The sequence below is a fragment of the Rhizobium sp. 25PS6 genome, assembly GCF_032464655.1.
Lineage (GTDB): Bacteria > Pseudomonadota > Alphaproteobacteria > Rhizobiales > Rhizobiaceae > Rhizobium > Rhizobium laguerreae.
Genome location: NZ_JAWDIV010000011.1, coordinates 239,434 through 256,815, shown reverse-complemented (window position 1 = coordinate 256,815; position 17,382 = coordinate 239,434). Strand labels below are relative to the sequence as shown.

At 60.6% G+C, this 17,382-nt stretch carries 19 protein-coding genes; 14 read left to right on the top strand and 5 right to left on the bottom strand.

What is annotated here, in order from left to right:
* Nucleotides 1–193: 193 nt before the first annotated feature.
* The 4 genes from RWK44_RS18115 to RWK44_RS18100 all read right to left on the bottom strand — a co-directional run bounded on the left by RWK44_RS18115 (nt 194) and on the right by RWK44_RS18100 (nt 2,524).
* Nucleotides 194–487, bottom strand: coding sequence for a type II toxin-antitoxin system RelE/ParE family toxin (locus tag RWK44_RS18115; protein ID WP_168263168.1), 294 nt, complete (start codon nt 485–487; stop codon nt 194–196).
* Nucleotides 484–726: a type II toxin-antitoxin system ParD family antitoxin gene (locus tag RWK44_RS18110; RefSeq protein ID WP_222062223.1), complete on the bottom strand. Its 243-nt coding sequence runs from the start codon at nt 724–726 to the stop codon at nt 484–486. Before RWK44_RS18110 ends, RWK44_RS18115 begins: the two co-directional genes overlap by 4 nt.
* A 165-nt stretch (nt 727–891) precedes the next feature.
* Nucleotides 892–1,794: an MBL fold metallo-hydrolase gene (locus RWK44_RS18105; RefSeq protein ID WP_222062221.1), complete on the bottom strand. Its 903-nt coding sequence runs from the start codon at nt 1,792–1,794 to the stop codon at nt 892–894.
* Between the two features lie 103 nt (nt 1,795–1,897).
* Nucleotides 1,898–2,524 carry a DsbA family protein gene (locus tag RWK44_RS18100; RefSeq protein ID WP_131664787.1) on the bottom strand — a complete coding sequence of 209 codons (627 nt, stop codon included), beginning with the start codon at nt 2,522–2,524 and terminating at the stop codon, nt 1,898–1,900.
* A 114-nt stretch (nt 2,525–2,638) separates the two neighbouring features.
* Here RWK44_RS18100 and RWK44_RS18095 point away from each other — a divergent pair, with 114 nt between their 5' ends.
* The 10 genes from RWK44_RS18095 to RWK44_RS18050 all read left to right on the top strand — a co-directional run bounded on the left by RWK44_RS18095 (nt 2,639) and on the right by RWK44_RS18050 (nt 12,317).
* Nucleotides 2,639–3,532, top strand: coding sequence for a LysR family transcriptional regulator (locus RWK44_RS18095; protein ID WP_131664788.1), 894 nt, complete (start codon nt 2,639–2,641; stop codon nt 3,530–3,532).
* A gap of 171 nt (nt 3,533–3,703) precedes the next feature.
* Entirely contained in the window at nt 3,704–3,970 is a 267-nt protein-coding gene (locus tag RWK44_RS18090; protein WP_131664789.1) for an acylphosphatase, read from the top strand.
* Nucleotides 3,971–4,125: 155 nt separating this feature from the next.
* Nucleotides 4,126–4,779 carry a Rieske 2Fe-2S domain-containing protein gene (locus RWK44_RS18085; protein WP_168282257.1) on the top strand — a complete coding sequence of 218 codons (654 nt, stop codon included), beginning with the start codon at nt 4,126–4,128 and terminating at the stop codon, nt 4,777–4,779.
* Entirely contained in the window at nt 4,776–5,624 is an 849-nt protein-coding gene (locus RWK44_RS18080) for an aromatic ring-hydroxylating oxygenase subunit alpha (RefSeq protein ID WP_131664791.1), read from the top strand. Before RWK44_RS18085 ends, RWK44_RS18080 begins: the two co-directional genes overlap by 4 nt.
* Nucleotides 5,621–6,280 (top strand): glutathione S-transferase family protein, encoded by a 660-nt coding sequence (locus RWK44_RS18075; protein ID WP_131664792.1) that lies wholly within the window; start codon nt 5,621–5,623, stop codon nt 6,278–6,280. The genes RWK44_RS18080 and RWK44_RS18075 overlap by 4 nt, the downstream gene beginning before the upstream one ends.
* A gap of 1 nt (nt 6,281) precedes the next feature.
* Nucleotides 6,282–7,661, top strand: coding sequence for an amidohydrolase (locus tag RWK44_RS18070; protein WP_131664793.1), 1,380 nt, complete (start codon nt 6,282–6,284; stop codon nt 7,659–7,661).
* A 26-nt stretch (nt 7,662–7,687) separates the two neighbouring features.
* Nucleotides 7,688–8,785, top strand: coding sequence for a BMP family ABC transporter substrate-binding protein (locus RWK44_RS18065; protein WP_017958144.1), 1,098 nt, complete (start codon nt 7,688–7,690; stop codon nt 8,783–8,785).
* A gap of 3 nt (nt 8,786–8,788) precedes the next feature.
* Nucleotides 8,789–10,312 carry an ABC transporter ATP-binding protein gene (locus RWK44_RS18060; RefSeq protein ID WP_131664795.1) on the top strand — a complete coding sequence of 508 codons (1,524 nt, stop codon included), beginning with the start codon at nt 8,789–8,791 and terminating at the stop codon, nt 10,310–10,312.
* Complete coding sequence (locus RWK44_RS18055; RefSeq protein WP_221946529.1) at nt 10,309–11,409, top strand: ABC transporter permease; 1,101 nt, start codon at nt 10,309–10,311, stop codon at nt 11,407–11,409. The genes RWK44_RS18060 and RWK44_RS18055 overlap by 4 nt, the downstream gene beginning before the upstream one ends.
* Nucleotides 11,406–12,317: an ABC transporter permease gene (locus tag RWK44_RS18050; protein WP_168282261.1), complete on the top strand. Its 912-nt coding sequence runs from the start codon at nt 11,406–11,408 to the stop codon at nt 12,315–12,317. The genes RWK44_RS18055 and RWK44_RS18050 overlap by 4 nt, the downstream gene beginning before the upstream one ends.
* 41 nt (nt 12,318–12,358) lie before the next feature.
* Here RWK44_RS18050 and RWK44_RS18045 read toward each other — a convergent pair whose 3' ends face one another.
* Nucleotides 12,359–12,892 (bottom strand): NUDIX hydrolase, encoded by a 534-nt coding sequence (locus RWK44_RS18045; protein WP_168282263.1) that lies wholly within the window; start codon nt 12,890–12,892, stop codon nt 12,359–12,361.
* A 96-nt stretch (nt 12,893–12,988) separates the two neighbouring features.
* Here RWK44_RS18045 and RWK44_RS18040 point away from each other — a divergent pair, with 96 nt between their 5' ends.
* The 4 genes from RWK44_RS18040 (at nt 12,989) to ntrB (ending at nt 17,381) form a co-directional block, all read left to right on the top strand.
* The gene (locus RWK44_RS18040; RefSeq protein ID WP_131664799.1) at nt 12,989–13,633 is read left to right on the top strand and encodes a DUF47 domain-containing protein; all 645 of its coding nucleotides are present in this window, start codon (nt 12,989–12,991) and stop codon (nt 13,631–13,633) included.
* A complete protein-coding gene (locus tag RWK44_RS18035) occupies nt 13,633–14,637 on the top strand; it encodes an inorganic phosphate transporter (RefSeq protein ID WP_131664800.1) in 1,005 nt (334 codons plus the stop codon). The genes RWK44_RS18040 and RWK44_RS18035 overlap by 1 nt, the downstream gene beginning before the upstream one ends.
* Before the next feature lie 481 nt (nt 14,638–15,118).
* A complete protein-coding gene (locus tag RWK44_RS18030) occupies nt 15,119–16,432 on the top strand; it encodes a CmpA/NrtA family ABC transporter substrate-binding protein (protein ID WP_131664801.1) in 1,314 nt (437 codons plus the stop codon).
* A 55-nt stretch (nt 16,433–16,487) separates the two neighbouring features.
* Complete coding sequence (gene ntrB, locus RWK44_RS18025; protein WP_316029204.1) at nt 16,488–17,381, top strand: nitrate ABC transporter permease; 894 nt, start codon at nt 16,488–16,490, stop codon at nt 17,379–17,381.
* Nucleotide 17,382 lies beyond the last annotated feature (1 nt).

The window sequence follows — 17,382 nt, the reverse complement described above, 5'->3', positions numbered from 1 at the left end:
TGTAAAATGGCATAAGCTGAATTATGGAACTTCTCTATTTCGGCGTGTTGAAGTCAAGCGCTGTCGAGCTTCCATTTACACCGCATCTGATGTCATTCACGGCCTTGCTTCTCTTCGGGATCGGGTCTTGCCCCTCCCATGAACCCATTCGAACTTGAGACACACCAAATCCCACAGCTCCATCCAAGGTGCGCTAAATTGAATCACTTGCCCAATCTTCATGCGCGTGGCGAATTCGTATTACAAAAATTGTCTCATCATCTTCGATCCGATAGACGATTAGATGTGCTTTGAAGGGATGAATTCTAACGGGCGGATCAATCTCATCCCGTTCGCGCGCGATGCGTGGATTGGCAGCTATCAGATCAAATAATGCGAAAAGTTCATCGTGGTATCGCTTTGCTTGGCCTGCCCCGAACAGACGCACACCTTGCTCGGCGATCGCGATAATGTCCTCTTCCGCTTCGGCAGAAAGCTTAAAACTCATGACTTGCTGGTACGAGCCATCGCCTCAGCAAAGAGTTCATCCTTTGATCGGAGGCCGACACCGCTTCGGAGCCCGGCCTCGACGAAGCTTTGCATGGCGGCGATCTTGTCGTTTCGCGTTTGGTCGCGTCGGATCAGGTCGCGCACGTAGTCGCTAGCATTCGAGTATCGCCCGGTCTTGGCCTGGGCCTCCACCCAATCCTTCATCGGGCCTGGAAGAGATACGTTCATCGTGGCCATTGATAACCTCCATTTGAAGGCAATATAACCGATGTTGGCAAAGTTTGTCAAAGACTCGAACGCCTTGATGAGATGCGGACCTGACGACTGCATCACCACTTTTGCGGCCTTCCTGGAGGTGAAGGGCCCTCCCAGGCCCTTCGGATCAGTTTGAAGATCGGCCGTTCAGCCCCACTTCATTTCTCCCTTGGCAACTTTGGAGCCTATGTCGAGCGCAACGCCCATGCCAAGACCGGGGAAGCGGGCTTCCATGGCGGCCTTCAGCGCGGCGGAATCGGCTGCCTTGGCGAGTTCTTCCTCGAAAGCGAGCAGATAGCTCTTCGTGTGCTCGACGGCGGACAGATCGGTTGCCGCTTCCGGCATTATGTGGCCAGGAACGACGATCGTTGGCGTGCGGGCGCTGATCTTGTCGAGGGTGGCCACCCAAGCGGCACGCTGCTCCGATGCCTGGGTGTCGGCCGTCCACACGTGGACGCCGGAGAAAATCATGACGCCTCCGAAAACAGCGTTCAGCGACGGCACGAACAGGTACCGGCGATTGCTTAACCCTGCCTCGGCCGCAACAATCTCGACGGTTTCGCTATCAACTGTGAGGCTTGGAGCGTCGAAGGCTTCCGGCATGACGATGTCTGCAAGGGTCTGCGGGCCGTTCTCCTTGAGCTGCGGCCCCCAAACGGCAAGCTTTTTCTCGACGTTGCCCTTGATCGCTGCAATCGTATCGGAAGCTGCCAGCACTTTTGTGCCGGGAAAGGCTTCGAGGATCGGCTTCAGGCTGAAGTAATAGTCCGGATCGGACTGGCTGACATAAATCGCGGTCAGCGTCTTGCCCGTGGCCTTGATGGCTTCCGCCAGCGCACGGCCGTCGGGATAGCTGAACCCACCATCGATCAGCAACGCTTCGCTGGGGCCGGTCAGCAGCACCGGAGCGCGAAAGAAGCCATTCTGACCGGCGGGGAAGTGCTTCCAGGCCAGCTTTGACCCGGCTGCGTTGCCGAGACCGGCAGGCGCAAAAACGGCAACGGCGCCGGCTGCGAGGGTGGTTTTCATGATTTCTCTCCTTGAATACATGGTTGTCTCCGATGATCGCCAGTTTCGATTTTCTGCTGCCGTGAGTGTTGCCCCCGGCAGGCGTTGTCGGTAGTTCATGGAACGGTCTGCTGAAAATGAATGATCACGCCGCCTGAAGCTCGGCAGCAAGTCGGTCAAAGCCGCCGAACAAGGCATCGCTGCGCAGCACGCGGTGCTTGTTGCCGTCGCTGACCAAAAGCGCGGGGACACCATCCATCCGGAATGCAGCCATGAGTTGGCGGGACTTCCCGATCCTGTTGCGGTAGGCGTCGAGCAGGGCCTCGTCCGGAGCCCGGACACGAGCGGCGGCATCGGGAAACCCGGCCTGATCGAGAACGTCGACCACGACAGCGATCTCCGAGGTGTCGCGGCCGTCAACGTAGCGAGCGCTTTGAAGTGCCTTTAGGGCATCGCTTTCCCTGTCGAGTTGCGTCACCCCGACGGCTATGATCCCAAGCGTCGCAGGGGCTGAGTCGAACATACCATCTGCGCCCCCGAGAACCTGATCGCGATAGCTGAAGACCTGCCCCGTGAGCCGGTTGATCCGCTGGTCATTGTGCCAGGCATAGGCTGCAAAGCGTTCATCCAGCGGACGGGCGCTTTCGCCCGCGAAAAGCCCGCTGGGCGCAAGCTCGACGGTGAGATTGTCGAGCATGGCCAATTTGTCGAGCACGGGCGCCGCACCATAGCACCAGCCGCAAAGCGGATCGTAGAGATAGGTAAGATGCATATCGGACCATCCTTGAAGCGATGGACGACAGATAGTGCACTTCTACTGAGTGATAAATATTGTTAAATGTGACAGAATGTATGTCAAAAACTTACAATCAAATGGAAGAAGGCTATGGAGGCTGTCAACCTCAATCGGCTGGCCTATTTTGCAGCCGTCGTCGATACCGGCTCGTTCACGAAAGCTGCCGAGCGCCTCGCGATCACAAAGACGGTCGTCAGCCAGCAGGTTGCGCGGCTGGAAGCTGAGTTGAAAACTAGCTTGCTGCTCCGGACAACACGACGCGTCGAGCCGACTGAGGCCGGCAAGCTTCTCTACGCGCGCTGCGTCATGATCTTCCGCGAAGCCGGGGACGCTGTCGATGAAATCACCCGCGCAAATGCCGAGCCGACAGGCATGCTACGCATTGCTGCGCCCAATGATTATGGTGCGAGCACGATCGCTCCCATTGCTGCGGCCTTTATCCGGAAGTATCCCGCTTGCAGGGTCGAGCTTCTGCTCGCCGATACGAGGATGGAACTGCTCGCCAATCAGATCGACCTGTCGATCCGCGTTGGTTGGCTCGATGACTCCAGTCATCAAGCGAGACGGATCGGTTCGTTCCGGCAGTTGCTTGTGGCGTCCCCCAGCTTCTTCGCCACGCTCAGGTTGAACAGCCCAGAGGATGCTGCGGGCCAGCCGTTTATCGCCAACCTGGCCCTCAAGGAGCCGGTGGTCTGGAGGTTTGTCCAGGGCGATTTCGACCAGCGGACCGTGCGGATGCAACAAAGCCTCATGAGCAATTCGACACCCGCGGTTCTCGCGGCCACGCTTGCGGGGGCAGGCATATCCGTCCTGCCGGATTTTCTGGCTGGAGAACATATAGAGGCTGGCCGACTGATAAGATTGTTGCCGGACTGGAGCCTGCCTGCCGGCGGAATTTATGTCGTCTATCCGGCAGCTCGGTTTCGTCCGCCCAAGGTCACGGCTTTTGTCGCGATGCTTACGGGCAGTCGCTCGCGCGACTAGGCTGCGCCATCACGCAGCCTGAGTTGCTCCAAAGCAGCCATACGGTGGCGGGGAATTGGTATGTTGCCGCAGGGATTTGCAAAGGAAATTCCGACGCCATATTCTCGCCTTGACGGCGACCCCTTCCCGAAGTTCATTCAAGCGCTTTGGTGTAGGAAAACAAGGGCGAGCATGGGACAAGATACAAGCTACCTGCTGGAGCGGATGACGATTGTCGGTGATCTGGGGGCTGCCTCCTTCGTTCCCTGGATCCGGCGCCACGCTGCCAAGCTTGGGCTCTCGCACACCATATCTCATACGAGTTCCCAGCGGATCGAACTTGAGGTTGCCGGGCCGGAAGAACTGATCGACATGATGGAGATGGGATGCTCTCTCGGGCCTATCGACGTGTGGGTCGAGAGGATAGATCGAACGGCGATCAGCGGCGAAAGGACCTAGTCCGGGCTCTCGCGTATTTCATCCGTGCATATTATTTACTCAATGTTGCCAATGCGAAATAATTATGCAAACCTAATAAGGTTGCGGCGGAATTGCCTCGGCGCCGATGCGGGACTTGATCGGCAAGCATTTGGTTTTGTGTGGGAATTCTAGTCATGCCTTCCGATACGACGGGCTTTTGGACGCCAGTCGCGCTTTCCCGGGATTTGCCGGCCGGAACCGTCATACCGGCATGGACGGCAGCCGGATCGATTGCCCTGTGGCGCAGCGCTTCCGGACGCATATCGGCATCGGCGGATCGCTGTCCGCATCGCGGCATGCGCCTGTCTCACGGTTTCGTCCGCGGCGAGGCGCTTTCCTGCATCTATCACGGCTGGAGCTATGGCCAGGCCGGAAACTGTCTGCGCATCCCCGCCCATCCGGGGCTGACGCCACCGGAAACCATCCGCGTCGCCACCCATGATGTCGAGGAAGTGGACAGCGTGATCTGGGTGGCCGTGGGTACGCCTGTATCGAAGCCGCCGAGGCTCGAGGGCCTCATTCCCTTGCGCTCGCTGACGGCGTTCGCCGGCATCGCCGCGATCGAGGCGGCGGCAGGCGGCAAGGCGAGCCCTGACGGTCTTGTCGAGATCGACGCACCCACCGGGACCATCTGTCTGCTATTATCCGCCCAAGAAGACGGGCAGACGCTGATCCACGTGCTGCTGAAGGGGGATGCCGGCCTTCCTGCGGGCATCGGCGCTTCACGGGCCGCCGAAAGCCTGCGGCGTCGGGCCGAGGATCTTCAGAAAAAGGAGATCGCGCAATGACCATGCAGGCGATGATCGATGAATGGTATCCGGTTGGGCTTTTCAGCCAGCTCGACAGCGCCGGCCGTAAGACGGCGCTGATGGGCGAGCCGATCGACGTGGCGCGCGATGCCGATGGCAATGCGAAGGTGACGGGCGGCGATGGGCGTGTTCTGCCGGTGCGCGTCCGTTACGGTCATGTCTGGTCCTCCCTCGGCGAGCCGAAGAAGAAGGAACTTTTCCCCATTCCCGAGGCCGACCAGCCCGGCCGCCGCTTCGTCGATGTCGGCGTGGTGCGCGTGCGCTGCTCGCCGCTGCGCGCCGTCGAGAACTTCCTCGATGTCGCCCATTTCCCCTTCGTCCACACCGATATTCTCGGCGCGGAGCCGCACACCGAGGTCCAGAACTACAAGGTCGAGATCCGCGAGGAAGAAGACGAGGTCTGGGCAACGCAGGTGAAATTCTATCAGCCGCAGGCCGCCAAGTCGGCAAGCGGCGGGATCACGACGGAATACATGTACCGCGTGCCGGCGCCCACCTGCTCCGTGCTTTACAAGACCTGCCCGCCGCGCCCGAGCGAATGGGATGTCATCACGCTCTTCGTGCAGCCGCTGGCCGAAGACCTCTGCGACGTCTGGCCGTGGATGGCGCTCTTCGACGACGAGACCGCGATGACCGACCTCATTCATTTCCAGCAGACGATCTTCCTGCAGGACCGTTCGATCCTCGAAAACCAGATCCCGCGGCTGCTGCCGCTCGACCCCGGCATGGAAATCCCGACGCGTGCCGATCTGACATCGATCGCTTACCGGCGCTGGCTGAAGCGTCACCACTATACCTACGGCGCACAGCTGGTGGCGCAATGAAACTCTACGACTATATTCTCTCGCCCAGTTGCTACAAGGTGCGCCTGATGGCGGCGTTGACCGGCGTGAAACTTGACCTGCGCCCGGTGGATTTCCATCCCGGCGCCGAGCATCGCGGCCCCGAGCTGCTTGCGCTCAACCCGGCAGGCTCCATTCCGATCCTGGAGGATGGCGACCTGATCCTGACGGAATCGTCGGCGATCCTCGTTTATCTCGCCACCAAGGCAGCACCCGAATGGCTCGACAACGGTACGGCCGAGGAAGCGGCGCGGGTGCAGCAATGGCTGTCGTTCTCCGGTCGGCTGACGGCCAGCCTCGGGGCAGCGCGGCTCCATGAAATGCTGCTGCGGCCGGGCGATATCGGCGTGCTGCAGGCGCAGGGCATCGCCGCGCTTCGCGAGCTTGAAGCCGGGCTTGTCGAGCAGGGTCTTCGCGGCATGCGTTTCCTCGCTGCCGACCGGCCGACAATTGCCGACATCGCCTGCTTTCCCTATGTGGCGCTGGCGCCCGATGGGGGCGTCACGCTGGATGCTTATCCTGCGATCCGGCTCTGGTCCCGCGCGCTGCGCGCCCTCGACAAATTTATCGAGATGCCAGGCATTCACCGGCTGCACGAATTGAAGCCCGAACCTCAGATCGAATCGGGCGAGGCGTGAGATGGCTGGTTATCTCCTGAAGAACTGCGCAGCCGTGATCGTCGACGAGGGCAAGGGGCCGGTCGTCCACCGCAATGTCGATCTCCTGACCAACGGTCCGGCGATTGTGGCGATCGGCGAAAATCTGGGGGCGGACGCACTGCCTGCCGGCACCACCGTGCAGGATGCTGCCGGCTGGTTTGTCTATCCGGGCCTCGTCAACACCCATCATCACTTCTTCCAGTGCTTCGTGCGCAACCGCGCCGATCTCGACTGGACGAAGCTCTCGGTGATCGAGTGGCTGGACCGCATCTACCCGATCTTTTCGCAGCTCAACGGGGAGTGCTTTTACCACTCCTCGGTCACGGCGATGGCCGAGATGATCAAGCACGGCTGCACCACGGCCTTGGATCACCAATATAATTTCCCGCGGCACGCCGGAAAGCGGTTGATCGACCGCCAGTTCGAAGCAGCCGGTCTGCTCGGCATGCGCTTCCATGCCGGCCGCGGCGGCAACACCCTGCCGAAGTCGGAAGGCTCGACCATTCCCGACGAGATGCTGGAAACGACCGACGAATTCATCGCCGACTGCGTCCGGCTGATCGACACCTATCACGATACCAGCCCCTTCAGCATGCGCCAGGTCGTGGTGGCACCCTGCCAGCCGGTGAATTGCTACCGCGAAACTTTCGTGGAATCGGTGGCGCTGGCGCGCGATCGCGGCGTCATGATGCACACCCATGTCGGCGAAGGCGAAAGCCCGGTCATTCAGGCGCGCCACGGCATGCGCACGGTCGACTATCTGGACGAACTCGGCTTTGCCGGGCCTGATACCTTCTATGCCCATTGCTGGGAGCTCAACCACGACGAACTCAGGAAGATGGCCGCGAGCGGCACCGGTGTCGCGCATTGCCCAGAACCGGTCTATCTGGTCGGCGCTGAGGTTACCGACATTCCCGCCATGGCCGCCTTCGGCCTGCGCATCGGCCTCGGCTGCGACGGCGCTGCCTCTAACGACAATTCCAACCTGATGCACTGCCTGCATTCCGCCTACATGCTACAATGCCTCGTCTCCTCCAGCCGTGCCCATCCCGTGCCGCCGCCGGTCGACTTTCTCGGCTACGGCACGTCAGGGGGGGCCAGCCTGCTCGGCCGGCGCGATATCGGCCGGCTGGCGCCGGGCATGGCCGCCGACCTGTTTGCGATCGACACTCGGCGCATGGATTATGTCGGCACGCGCCACGATCCGCTGAGCCTGATTACCCGCGTCGGCATCGGCATGGCGACTGACATGACCATGATCAATGGCCGCATCGTCTGGCAGAAGGGCGAATTTCCCGGGCTCGACGAAGCCAAGCTGGCTGCCGATGCCGAGGCCGCACTCTCCACCGTGGAATTTTAAAAAAACCAAAAGAGGGAACTGAGAACATGACCAAACTGACCCGCAGAAATCTGATGACGGCGGCTGCCGCTACCGGCCTCGCCGGCGCGCTCGGCAGCCGGCTTGCTTTCGCCGCCGACGAGCCACTCGGCATCACGCTGGTAATCCCCTCGCCGGTCGGCGACGTTGGCTGGGGGCACGCACTTGCCGCCGGTCTCGAGCCGATCAAGGCCGCTTACGGCGACAAGGTGAAGGTCACCGTGCTTGAGAATATTGCGGAAGGCCCGGACGCCGACCGCATCATGAACAAGACCGTCGCCGACGGAAACAAGTTCCTGGTCGCCGGCTCTTTCGGCTATCAGAACGGCGCCTTGCAGATCGCCCGCCGCGATCCGAGCGTCACCGTTCTGCACGCCTCCGGCTTCCAGGTCGCTCCGAACTTCTCGCCCTTCGCCGCCAAGTATTTTCAGGGTACCTACCTGCTCGGCATGGCTGCGGCAGCACTTTCCAAGACCGGCAAGCTCGGCTCTGTCTCGGCCTTTGCCATCCCCGAGCTCATTACCTCGATCAACGCCTTTACGCTCGGCGCCCAAGCCGTCAAGCCCGATATCGAGGTCTCGGTGGTCTGGGTGAACTCATGGTTCGATCCGGCCAAGGAGCAGGAAGCCGCAAAGGCCCTGATCGCGCAGAAGTGCGACGTGATCTTCTCCAACGCCCAGGACACGCCGTCCGTCATCTCGGCCTGTGAGGAAGCCGGCGTCTACGCCTTCAATCTCAATTCCTCGATGAAGAAATATGCACCGAAAACCTATCTCGGCTGCATCGCGACGGACTGGTCGCCGTTCTTCAAGGCTTCGGTCGATGCCCATCTCGCCGGCACGTTCAAGGGCGCCAATGCGTTCCTCGGCGTTGCCGACAAGGTCGTCGAGGTGGTCGACTGGAATCCTGATATTCCGGCTGACGTGATGACCAAGATCAAGGAGATCGAGGTAAAGATCGCCGACGGCAGCTTCTCGCCCTTCACCGGGCCGATCGCCAAGGCCGACGGCAGCGAAGCTGTCGCATCGGGTGCGACCATGGCCGACCCCGAGATCATCGCCATGAACTGGCACGTCAAGGGCGTGTCCACGCCGTTGCCGAAATAAGTCATGACCACCCCGCTCCTGTCGCTGCGCGGCATTTCGAAAAGTTACGGCCAGATCCATGCCAATCAGGCCATCGATCTGGACGTGGCGCCGCAATCGATTCATGCGATCCTCGGGGAGAACGGGGCGGGAAAATCGACGCTGATGAAGCTGATCTACGGCGTCGAGCAACCGGACGGCGGAGAGGTCATCTGGGAAGGAAATCCGTTGCGCCTCGCCTCCCCCGCCGAGGCGAGGCGCAATGGCATCGGCATGGTCTTCCAGCATTTCTCGCTGTTTGAGACCCTGACCGTTCTGGAGAATATTCGGCTGGTCGTGCCGGGCCGCAAGGCTGAGCTCAAGGAACGTATTCGGACGCTTGGACGGGAATTCGGTCTCGAAGTCGACCCGCTTGCCCATGTGCATGCGCTGTCCGTCGGCGAACGGCAGCGGGTGGAGATCATCCGAAGCCTGATGACCAATCCGAAGTTGCTGATCCTCGACGAGCCCACCTCGGTCCTGCCGCCGCAACTGGTGGAGAGGCTCTTCGACACGCTGCGTCGCCTGCGCGACGGCGGCGTTTCCATCCTGTTGATCTCCCACAAGCTCGAAGAAATCCGGGCGATCTGCGACCGGGCGACGATCCTGCGCGGCGGACGCGTGACCGGGGATGTCGACCCGCGTCAACATGATGCCCATGACCTTGCCCGCATGATGATCGGCCATGACATGCCGGCGCCGATGGCGGCGCTGCCGCTGTCTGGTGGGGAAAAGCGGCTGGAGATCATCGGTTTGGACTATCAGCCCGACGATCCCTTTGCTGTGTCGCTCTCCGGCATCAGCCTCGAGGTGCGTGCCGGCGAAATCCTCGGGATCGCCGGAATTTCGGGCAATGGTCAAAGCGAGCTTGCCGCGTTGATTTCAGGCGAGACGGTGCTGGGGCGCGACCAGCGCGACCGGATCTTCATGATGGGGATGGATGTCGGCAGGCTCGATGCCGCCGCACGGCGGACGCTCGGATTTGCCTTCGTTCCGGAAGACCGGCTCGGACGCGGCGCCGTGCCCGAAATGTCGCTCGTCCTCAACAGCCTGCTGACGGCCCATCCGCTCAAGCTTTTGCGGCGTGGTCTCATCGACAGGGCGCGGGCGACGGCGTTCACCGATGATTGCATCCGTCAGTATGATGTGCGCACACCCGGCCCGGATGCGGAAGCCGGCACCCTGTCGGGCGGTAATCTGCAGAAGTTCATCGTTGGTCGCGAAATCATGCTGTCTCCCAAATTGCTTTTCCTGGCGCAACCGACCTGGGGCGTCGATATCGGCGCCGCGTCCGCCATCCGCAGCCGTGTGGTCGCATTGCGCAATCAGGGCATGGCGATCCTCGTCATTTCCGAGGAACTGGAAGAACTGTTCGAGCTCTGCGATTCCATCCAGGTGCTGCATCACGGCCGGCTCAGCCCGCCGCTCGCAACGCGGGACACGAAGCCCGAGGAGATCGGCCGATACATGATCGGGGCTCAAGCCTCGCCCGAGAAAGTCCATATATGAGCGCTTTGTCCCTTGCTTTCGTTCCCACCCTGGTCCGCCGGGAGCGCGCTTCGCTTGCCGCGGCCCTGTGCGCACCTGTCATAGCGCTCGGGGGAGCGATCGCACTTAATCTCGGCCTTTACGTTTTGATGGGCCGCGATCCTGTCGCGGTCGTCTATGCGATGCTTTTCGAGCCCTTCCTTTCCTGGGCGTCATTTTCGGAAGTGCTTTTGAAGGCAGGTCCGCTCCTTCTCATCGCCCAAGGACTGGCGATCGGCTTTCGCGCCAAGGTCTTCAACATCGGCGCCGAAGGCCAGTTCATTCTCGGTGCGATCTTCGCCTCGGCCATTCCGGTCTGGTTTCCGCAAGCGACGGGCCAGTGGATCTGGCCGGCAATGCTGCTGCTCGGCGCCATCGGCGGCGCTCTCTGGGCTTCTCTCACCGCCTTCTGGCGCGTACGCCTCAATGCCAACGAGATCCTCGTTTCTTTGATGCTGAGCCTCGTGGCGGCGCAGTTGCTGAACTATCTGCTGCTCGGCCCCTGGAAAGATCCGAATGGCTTCAACTTCCCCCAGTCGGTGATGTTCCAGTACGATGCGATGGTGCCGACCCTGATTGCCGGTACCCGCGTCAATGTCTCATTCCTCATCACGCTGGCTTTGTCGGTCGCGGCCTGGGTCTTCATGCAGAGGAGCTTCATCGGTTACAAGCTGCAGGTCGGCGGTCTGGCGCCGCGGGCTGCCGGCTATGCCGGCTTTAAGGAAGGTTGGGCGATCTGGCTTTCGCTGCTGATCGGCGGTTTTGCAGCCGGTCTTGCGGGGGCTGCCGAAGTCGCCGGTCCGCTCGGCCAGCTGCAGCGTTCGGTCGCGAGCGGTTATGGGTATGCGGCCATCATCGTCGCCTATCTCGGCGGCCTGCATCCGATCGGCATCGTGGTCTCGGCGCTGGTCATGGCGGTCATCTATATCGGCGGCGACAATGCCATGGTCTCGGCCAATCTGCCGATCGCCGCTGTCCGCGTCTTCCAGGGCAGTCTGCTGCTCGCCTACCTGATCGCCGTCGCCTTCGTGCGCTATCGCCTTGAATGGCGCCGCGCCGCTCACCGGAGCCCCTTATGAACGCCATCGAGTTCATTCTTGCCGGCATGCTGGCGGCTGCGACACCGTTTCTTCTGGCAGCCCTCGGCGAGCTGGTAGCCGAGCGCGCCGGCGTCCTCAACCTCGGGGTCGAGGGATTGATGGCTCTCGGTGCCGTGCTCGGCTTCATCGTCGTCTATCAGGGCGGCGGGCATCTCCTGGGCTTCGTCGTCGCCGGGCTCGGCAGTGCTGTCCTTTCCCTGCTCTTTGCCTTTGTCACGCTGGGTTTCCGGGCAAACCAGGTGGCGGCGGGCCTCGCCATCGGCATCCTTGGCCAGGGCCTTTCTGCGCTTTTCGGCAAGACCTATGAAAGCCTCACGGTCAGGGGACTCCCCAAGCTTGCCCTTCCCGGGCTTTCGGAACTGCCGGTTGTCGGCGGCCTTTTCGTCCAGGACATCGTCGTGTGGATCTCACTTGCCACGACCCTCGCTTTGTGGGCGATATTTGCCTATAGCAAGCTTGGTCTTATCGTCCGTGCCGTCGGCGAGAATCCCAAGGCCGCTCACGCCATCGGCTATTCGGTGATATCAGTCCGCGTCCTCGCCATCGCCTTCGGCGGCGCGATGGCCGGCTTCGCCGGCGCCTATGCGTCGGTGGTCTATACACCACTCTGGGCCGACGGAATGATCGCCGGGCGCGGCTGGATCGCGATTGCCCTCGTCGTCTTCGGGACCTGGCTCACCGGCCGTATCTTCCTCGGCGCCTGCCTCTTCGGCGCGGTCTCGCTGATGGGGCTGGCAGCTCAGGCAACCGGACTGGACGTTCCCTCGCAGCTGCTCTCGAGCCTGCCATATCTTGTCACGATCATCGTGCTCGGCATCATCTCCGCTGACCGCCGCCTGCTCAAACTGAACGGCGTCGCTTCGCTCGGCGAACCATTCGAGCGATAAAGACGCGCGGCGCTGTAACGCGTCGGCGAAGAAGCCCGTGGTCAGCCGCGATCGCGTTTCCTGCGGCCGTGCGCCTCAAATTGGACGAGCAGCGACTTGAGTTCGATCTCCCGAACGCGTCTTGCCGCTTCATCGGGGCTCACCCATTCGAGAATACGCTGACCCCGCTCCTTGAAATCGCCGCTGATGTCCGTGACTTCAATCTGAAACATGTCGACGATACAGGGCGCCACATCGCCATTGTCGAGTTCTTTCAAATAAGTATAGCGGCCGACCGGCTTCTTCTTCACCAAACCGCGCACGCCTGCCTCCTCCCAGGCCTCGATTGCTGCTGCTTCGAAAGGTTTTTTCCCTTTCATCGGCCACCCTTTCGGGATGACCCAGCGCCCACTCTCGCGCGATGTGATCACCAGGATTTCGACCTCGGATCCGGCATTGCCGTGGCGGAAGCAAATTGCGCCGTATTGTTGACGGAATGCACCGGCGAACAGCGTTTCAGGAACGGCAGCGAGCTGCCGCAGCAGCGGCTGGGACTTGTCCGGTCGAGGCTTCCTGCTTTTTTTGCTCGGCGTCATAACTAATGAATTACCGAATTTGCTTGTTGCTTCAATTGCCTGGGCGTGTTTATGACAGATTTATGACAATCGGCCGCACGAGGAAGGTTCGCAGGCATGATGAGCATTTTTCGCAAGCTGATGCCACGGGAAGACAGATTCTTTGAGATGTTTTCCAAGCACTCGAAGACCGTCGTTGCCGCCGCGCACGCCCTCGATCAACTCCTGAAGGGCAATGAGGTTGAGAAAAACTGCGAACGTATCGTCACATTGGAAAACGAGGCGGACGATGTCACGCGTGAGGTTCTTCTTGCCGTTCGACGAAGCTTCATCACGCCCTTCGACCGGGGTGACATCAAGGACCTCATTCAGTCGATGGATGATGCGATCGATATGATGCACAAGGCAGTCAAGACGATCCGTTTGTTCGAGCAATCGAGCTTCGAACCGCTCATGCAGCAGATGGGCAGCGAAATCGTCAAGGCGGCAAACCTTGTCGCGGAAGCGATACCTCTCCTCGACAGATTGGGAGCCAATGCGCAGCGTCTCACGGCCATCGCGGAGGAAGTCACCCGAGTGGAGGGACGTTCCGATGAGCTGTACGACCAGGGTTTGAAGGATCTGTTCTTGCGTCATGGCGCCAGCGGCAATGCGATGGCCTACATGATCGGAAGCGAAATCTACGGAGAGCTAGAAAAAGTCGTCGACCGCTTCGAGGATGTCGCCAATGAAATCAGCGGCATTCTCATCGAGAACGTCTGATGGATGCCTCCCTCGCTCTGCCGCTGCTGGTCGGCCTGGTCGTTATCGCCCTGTTCTTCGACTTTCTCAATGGTCTGCATGACGCGGCCAATTCGATCGCCACGATCGTCTCCACCCGCGTCCTGCGGCCACAATATGCCGTCGCCTGGGCGGCGTTCTTCAATTTCATCGCATTCCTGTTCTTCGGCCTGCATGTCGCCGAAACACTCGGGACCGGCATCATCGATCCTGCGATCGTTTCGCCACAAGTGATCTTCGCAGCACTCATGGGCGCGATCATCTGGAATATCATCACCTGGATTTTCGGGATTCCGTCGAGCTCGTCGCATGCGCTTGTCGGTGGGCTGGTGGGGGCCGGTCTGGCAAAGGTGGGCTTCAACTCGATCGTCTGGAACGGCCTTCTAAAAACCGTCGGTGCCATTTTCCTTTCCCCGGCCATCGGCTTTCTACTTGCCCTGGTGCTGGTGCTCGCCGTCTCCTGGTTATTCGTCCGGCAAACACCGTTTGCGGTGGATCGCACATTTCGCATCATGCAGTTCGTGTCCGCTTCGCTTTATTCGCTTGGCCACGGCGGAAACGATGCGCAGAAGACGATGGGCATCATCGCGGTGCTGCTATTCAGTCAGGGATATCTTGGCCCGACCTTTTACGTGCCTTTCTGGGTGGTCATTACCTGCCAGTCGGCAATGGCTCTCGGGACGCTCTTTGGCGGATGGCGGATCGTTCATACCATGGGGTCGAAGATCACCCGGCTCAACCCCATGCAAGGTTTCTGCGCGGAAACGGGCGGTGCGTTGACACTCTTTGGAGCGACGTGGCTCGGTATTCCCGTTTCGACGACGCATACCATCACCGGAGCAATCGTCGGAGTGGGCGCGGCTCGTCGTGTCTCAGCCGTGCGCTGGGGATTGGCCGGCAACATAGTGATAGCCTGGATCGTCACGATGCCGGCGGCTGCAGCAATATCCGCAACGTTCTACGGCCTCGTATCCTTGCTGCAATGAAATGAGGGGATGGCGAGGCCAATCGCTACGCCAATCGCCACGCATTGACCTGCCCCTCTTGAGCTTCCCCGGTGGCGATACCGACGAATAAGGCGGGCAGAATCCGCTCTGCGGTCTGCGTGATCGCGACTTCCATATTGCGTGCACTGCACAAATAGAGCGCTCCTATGGCTGCGATTACGTTAGCAATCGCACAAAACAGAAGCAGAAAATAACAAAGCCTAAGAAATAGGCATTCGTTAATTCTTCGCATTTCTCCTTTTGCTTCATGCCGTTACCGTCTCTTCTTGAAATTGGCACGCTGCTTGCAAGTTCTGAGAAGCATCGGTCAATGGCGACCGGCGCAGATAGGCGCGGCATAAGCGCCTACAACAGACACCGACGTCGCAAGGTTTTTGCTCCGGGATTCTCCCATCCCCTGGACGCAATTTCCGGCGGCGTTTTTTTGTGTCCAAATTCAGCCAGCAGAGGGAACCTGCGCATGACTAAGAATTTGCAGACGGGGATTTCGACAAGCGGCCTTACCCGCCGCGGCATGCTCAAGACGACCGCAGCGGCTGCCCTCATCGGCGCCGTCAAGGCTGCCTTTCCGTCCGGCGCCTTCGCAGCCGGAGCTGGCCCTGAGGTGAAAGGTGCCAAGCTCGGCTTTATCGCTCTCACCGATTCCGCACCGCTCATCATCGCCAAGGAAAAAGGCTTTTTCGACAAGCATGGCCTTCCGGAAACGGATGTGGCCAAGCAGGCATCCTGGGGTGCGACCCGCGACAATCTCGTGCTCGGCGGCGCAGCAAACGGCATCGACGGTGCCCATATCCTGTCGCCGCTCCCCTATCTCATGCACACCGGCAAGGTGACGCAGAACAATAAGCCGGTGCCGATGGCTATCCTCGCCCGGCTCAACCTCGACAGCCAGGGTATTTCCGTCGCCAAGGAATATGCCGAGACCGGCGTGCAGCTGGATTCCTCCAAGCTGAAGGCGGCATTCGAGAAAAAGAAGGCGGAGGGCAAGGAGATCAAGGCCGCCATGACCTTCCCGGGCGGCACCCATGACCTCTGGATCCGCTACTGGCTCGCCGCCGGCGGCATCGATCCGAACAAGGATGTTTCGACCATCGTCGTGCCGCCGCCGCAGATGGTTGCCAACATGAAGGTCGGCAACATGGACGTCTTCTGTGTGGGCGAACCGTGGAACGAGCAGCTCGTCAACCAGGGCATCGGCTTTACCGCAGCCACCACCGGCGAGCTTTGGAAGGGCCATCCTGAAAAGGCGCTCGGACTGCGCGCCGACTGGATCGAAAAGAATCCCAATGCTGCCAAGGCCCTACTGATGGCCGTCATGGAGGCGCAGCAGTGGTGCGAAAGCATGGACAACAAGGCGGAGATGGCTGACATTCTCGGCAAGCGCCAATGGTTCAACGTTCCGACGAAGGACGTGCTCGGCCGCCTCAAGGGCGACATCAATTATGGCAATGGCCGCGATGTCAAGGCCACCGACCTCTATATGAAGTTCTGGAAAGACGGCGCCTCCTATCCGTTCAAGAGCCACGATACCTGGTTCATGACGGAAAACATCCGCTGGGGAAATCTGCCGGCGAGTACCGACATCAAGGCGCTGGTCAACCAGGTGAACCGCGAAGACATCTGGCGCGAGGCCGCCAAGGATCTCGGCGTCGCGGCGGCCGATATTCCCGCATCGTCTTCTCGCGGCAAGGAGACTTTCTTCGACGGCAAGGTCTTCGACCCTGAAAATCCCTCCGCCTATCTCGACAGCCTTTCGATCAAGGCTGTCTCCTGACCCGCTCCGGCGCGCGACGGCGCGCCGGCCTTTCACTCACGTGAGGAGCACGTTGATGTCCGCCCTGGCAAATAAAGAAAGTCCCTCCACGGCCGCCTCTGCCAAGCTGGCGGCAAAGGTTCTGCCATTTTCCGGCAAGCACGGATCGCGGATCGATTTTCGTCGAGCGGCACTGACCGCACTTCGTAATGTCGTTCCGCCAGTCGTCGTGCTGGCACTCATCCTGCTCGTCTGGCAGGTGCTCTGTTCGTCGGCGGATGCGTCTTTGCCCTCGCCGCATCGGGTCTGGCAGGATAGCTATGACCTGATCGCCTATCCGTTTTTCAACTACGGCTCCCAGGATATCGGGCTCGGCTGGCGCGTGCTCATTTCGCTGCAGCGCGTTCTCTATGGCTTTGGGCTTGCCGCAGTCACCGGCGTCATCATCGGTGCGGTCATCGGCCAGTCGGTCTGGGCGATGCGTGGCCTCGATCCGATCTTCCAGGTGCTGCGTACGGTTCCGCCGCTCGCCTGGCTGCCGCTGTCGCTCGCAGCCTTTCAGGATTCCAACCCCTCGGCGATCTTCGTGATCTTCATCACGTCGATCTGGCCGGTGATTATCAACACCGCCGTCGGCGTCCGCAATATCCCGCAGGATTACCGCAATGTCGCCGAGGTGCTGCGCCTCAACCAGTTCGAGTTTTTCTGGAAGATCATGCTGCCTTCGGCAGCGCCTTACATCTTCACAGGCCTCAGGATCGGCGTCGGCCTCTCCTGGCTCGCCATCGTCGCGGCTGAAATGCTGACGGGCGGCGTCGGTATCGGCTTCTTCATCTGGGACGCATGGAACTCGTCGCGCCTTCCGGACATCATCGTCGCGCTCGCCTATATCGGCATCGTCGGCTTCGCCCTCGACAAGCTGGTGGCAGCACTCGGCAAACTCATCACCCGCGGCGCCATGGCCAACTGAG

Coding starts and splice junctions, on each gene's coding strand:
- RWK44_RS18115 (WP_168263168.1), bottom strand. CDS start 487: ATGAGTTTTAAGCTTTCTGCCGAAGCGGAAGAGGACATTATCGCGATC.
- RWK44_RS18110 (WP_222062223.1), bottom strand. CDS start 726: ATGGCCACGATGAACGTATCTCTTCCAGGCCCGATGAAGGATTGGGTG.
- RWK44_RS18105 (WP_222062221.1), bottom strand. CDS start 1,794: ATGTATTCAAGGAGAGAAATCATGAAAACCACCCTCGCAGCCGGCGCC.
- RWK44_RS18100 (WP_131664787.1), bottom strand. CDS start 2,524: ATGCATCTTACCTATCTCTACGATCCGCTTTGCGGCTGGTGCTATGGT.
- RWK44_RS18095 (WP_131664788.1), top strand. CDS start 2,639: ATGGAGGCTGTCAACCTCAATCGGCTGGCCTATTTTGCAGCCGTCGTC.
- RWK44_RS18090 (WP_131664789.1), top strand. CDS start 3,704: ATGGGACAAGATACAAGCTACCTGCTGGAGCGGATGACGATTGTCGGT.
- RWK44_RS18085 (WP_168282257.1), top strand. CDS start 4,126: ATGCCTTCCGATACGACGGGCTTTTGGACGCCAGTCGCGCTTTCCCGG.
- RWK44_RS18080 (WP_131664791.1), top strand. CDS start 4,776: ATGACCATGCAGGCGATGATCGATGAATGGTATCCGGTTGGGCTTTTC.
- RWK44_RS18075 (WP_131664792.1), top strand. CDS start 5,621: ATGAAACTCTACGACTATATTCTCTCGCCCAGTTGCTACAAGGTGCGC.
- RWK44_RS18070 (WP_131664793.1), top strand. CDS start 6,282: ATGGCTGGTTATCTCCTGAAGAACTGCGCAGCCGTGATCGTCGACGAG.
- RWK44_RS18065 (WP_017958144.1), top strand. CDS start 7,688: ATGACCAAACTGACCCGCAGAAATCTGATGACGGCGGCTGCCGCTACC.
- RWK44_RS18060 (WP_131664795.1), top strand. CDS start 8,789: ATGACCACCCCGCTCCTGTCGCTGCGCGGCATTTCGAAAAGTTACGGC.
- RWK44_RS18055 (WP_221946529.1), top strand. CDS start 10,309: ATGAGCGCTTTGTCCCTTGCTTTCGTTCCCACCCTGGTCCGCCGGGAG.
- RWK44_RS18050 (WP_168282261.1), top strand. CDS start 11,406: ATGAACGCCATCGAGTTCATTCTTGCCGGCATGCTGGCGGCTGCGACA.
- RWK44_RS18045 (WP_168282263.1), bottom strand. CDS start 12,892: ATGACGCCGAGCAAAAAAAGCAGGAAGCCTCGACCGGACAAGTCCCAG.
- RWK44_RS18040 (WP_131664799.1), top strand. CDS start 12,989: ATGATGAGCATTTTTCGCAAGCTGATGCCACGGGAAGACAGATTCTTT.
- RWK44_RS18035 (WP_131664800.1), top strand. CDS start 13,633: ATGGATGCCTCCCTCGCTCTGCCGCTGCTGGTCGGCCTGGTCGTTATC.
- RWK44_RS18030 (WP_131664801.1), top strand. CDS start 15,119: ATGACTAAGAATTTGCAGACGGGGATTTCGACAAGCGGCCTTACCCGC.
- ntrB (WP_316029204.1), top strand. CDS start 16,488: ATGTCCGCCCTGGCAAATAAAGAAAGTCCCTCCACGGCCGCCTCTGCC.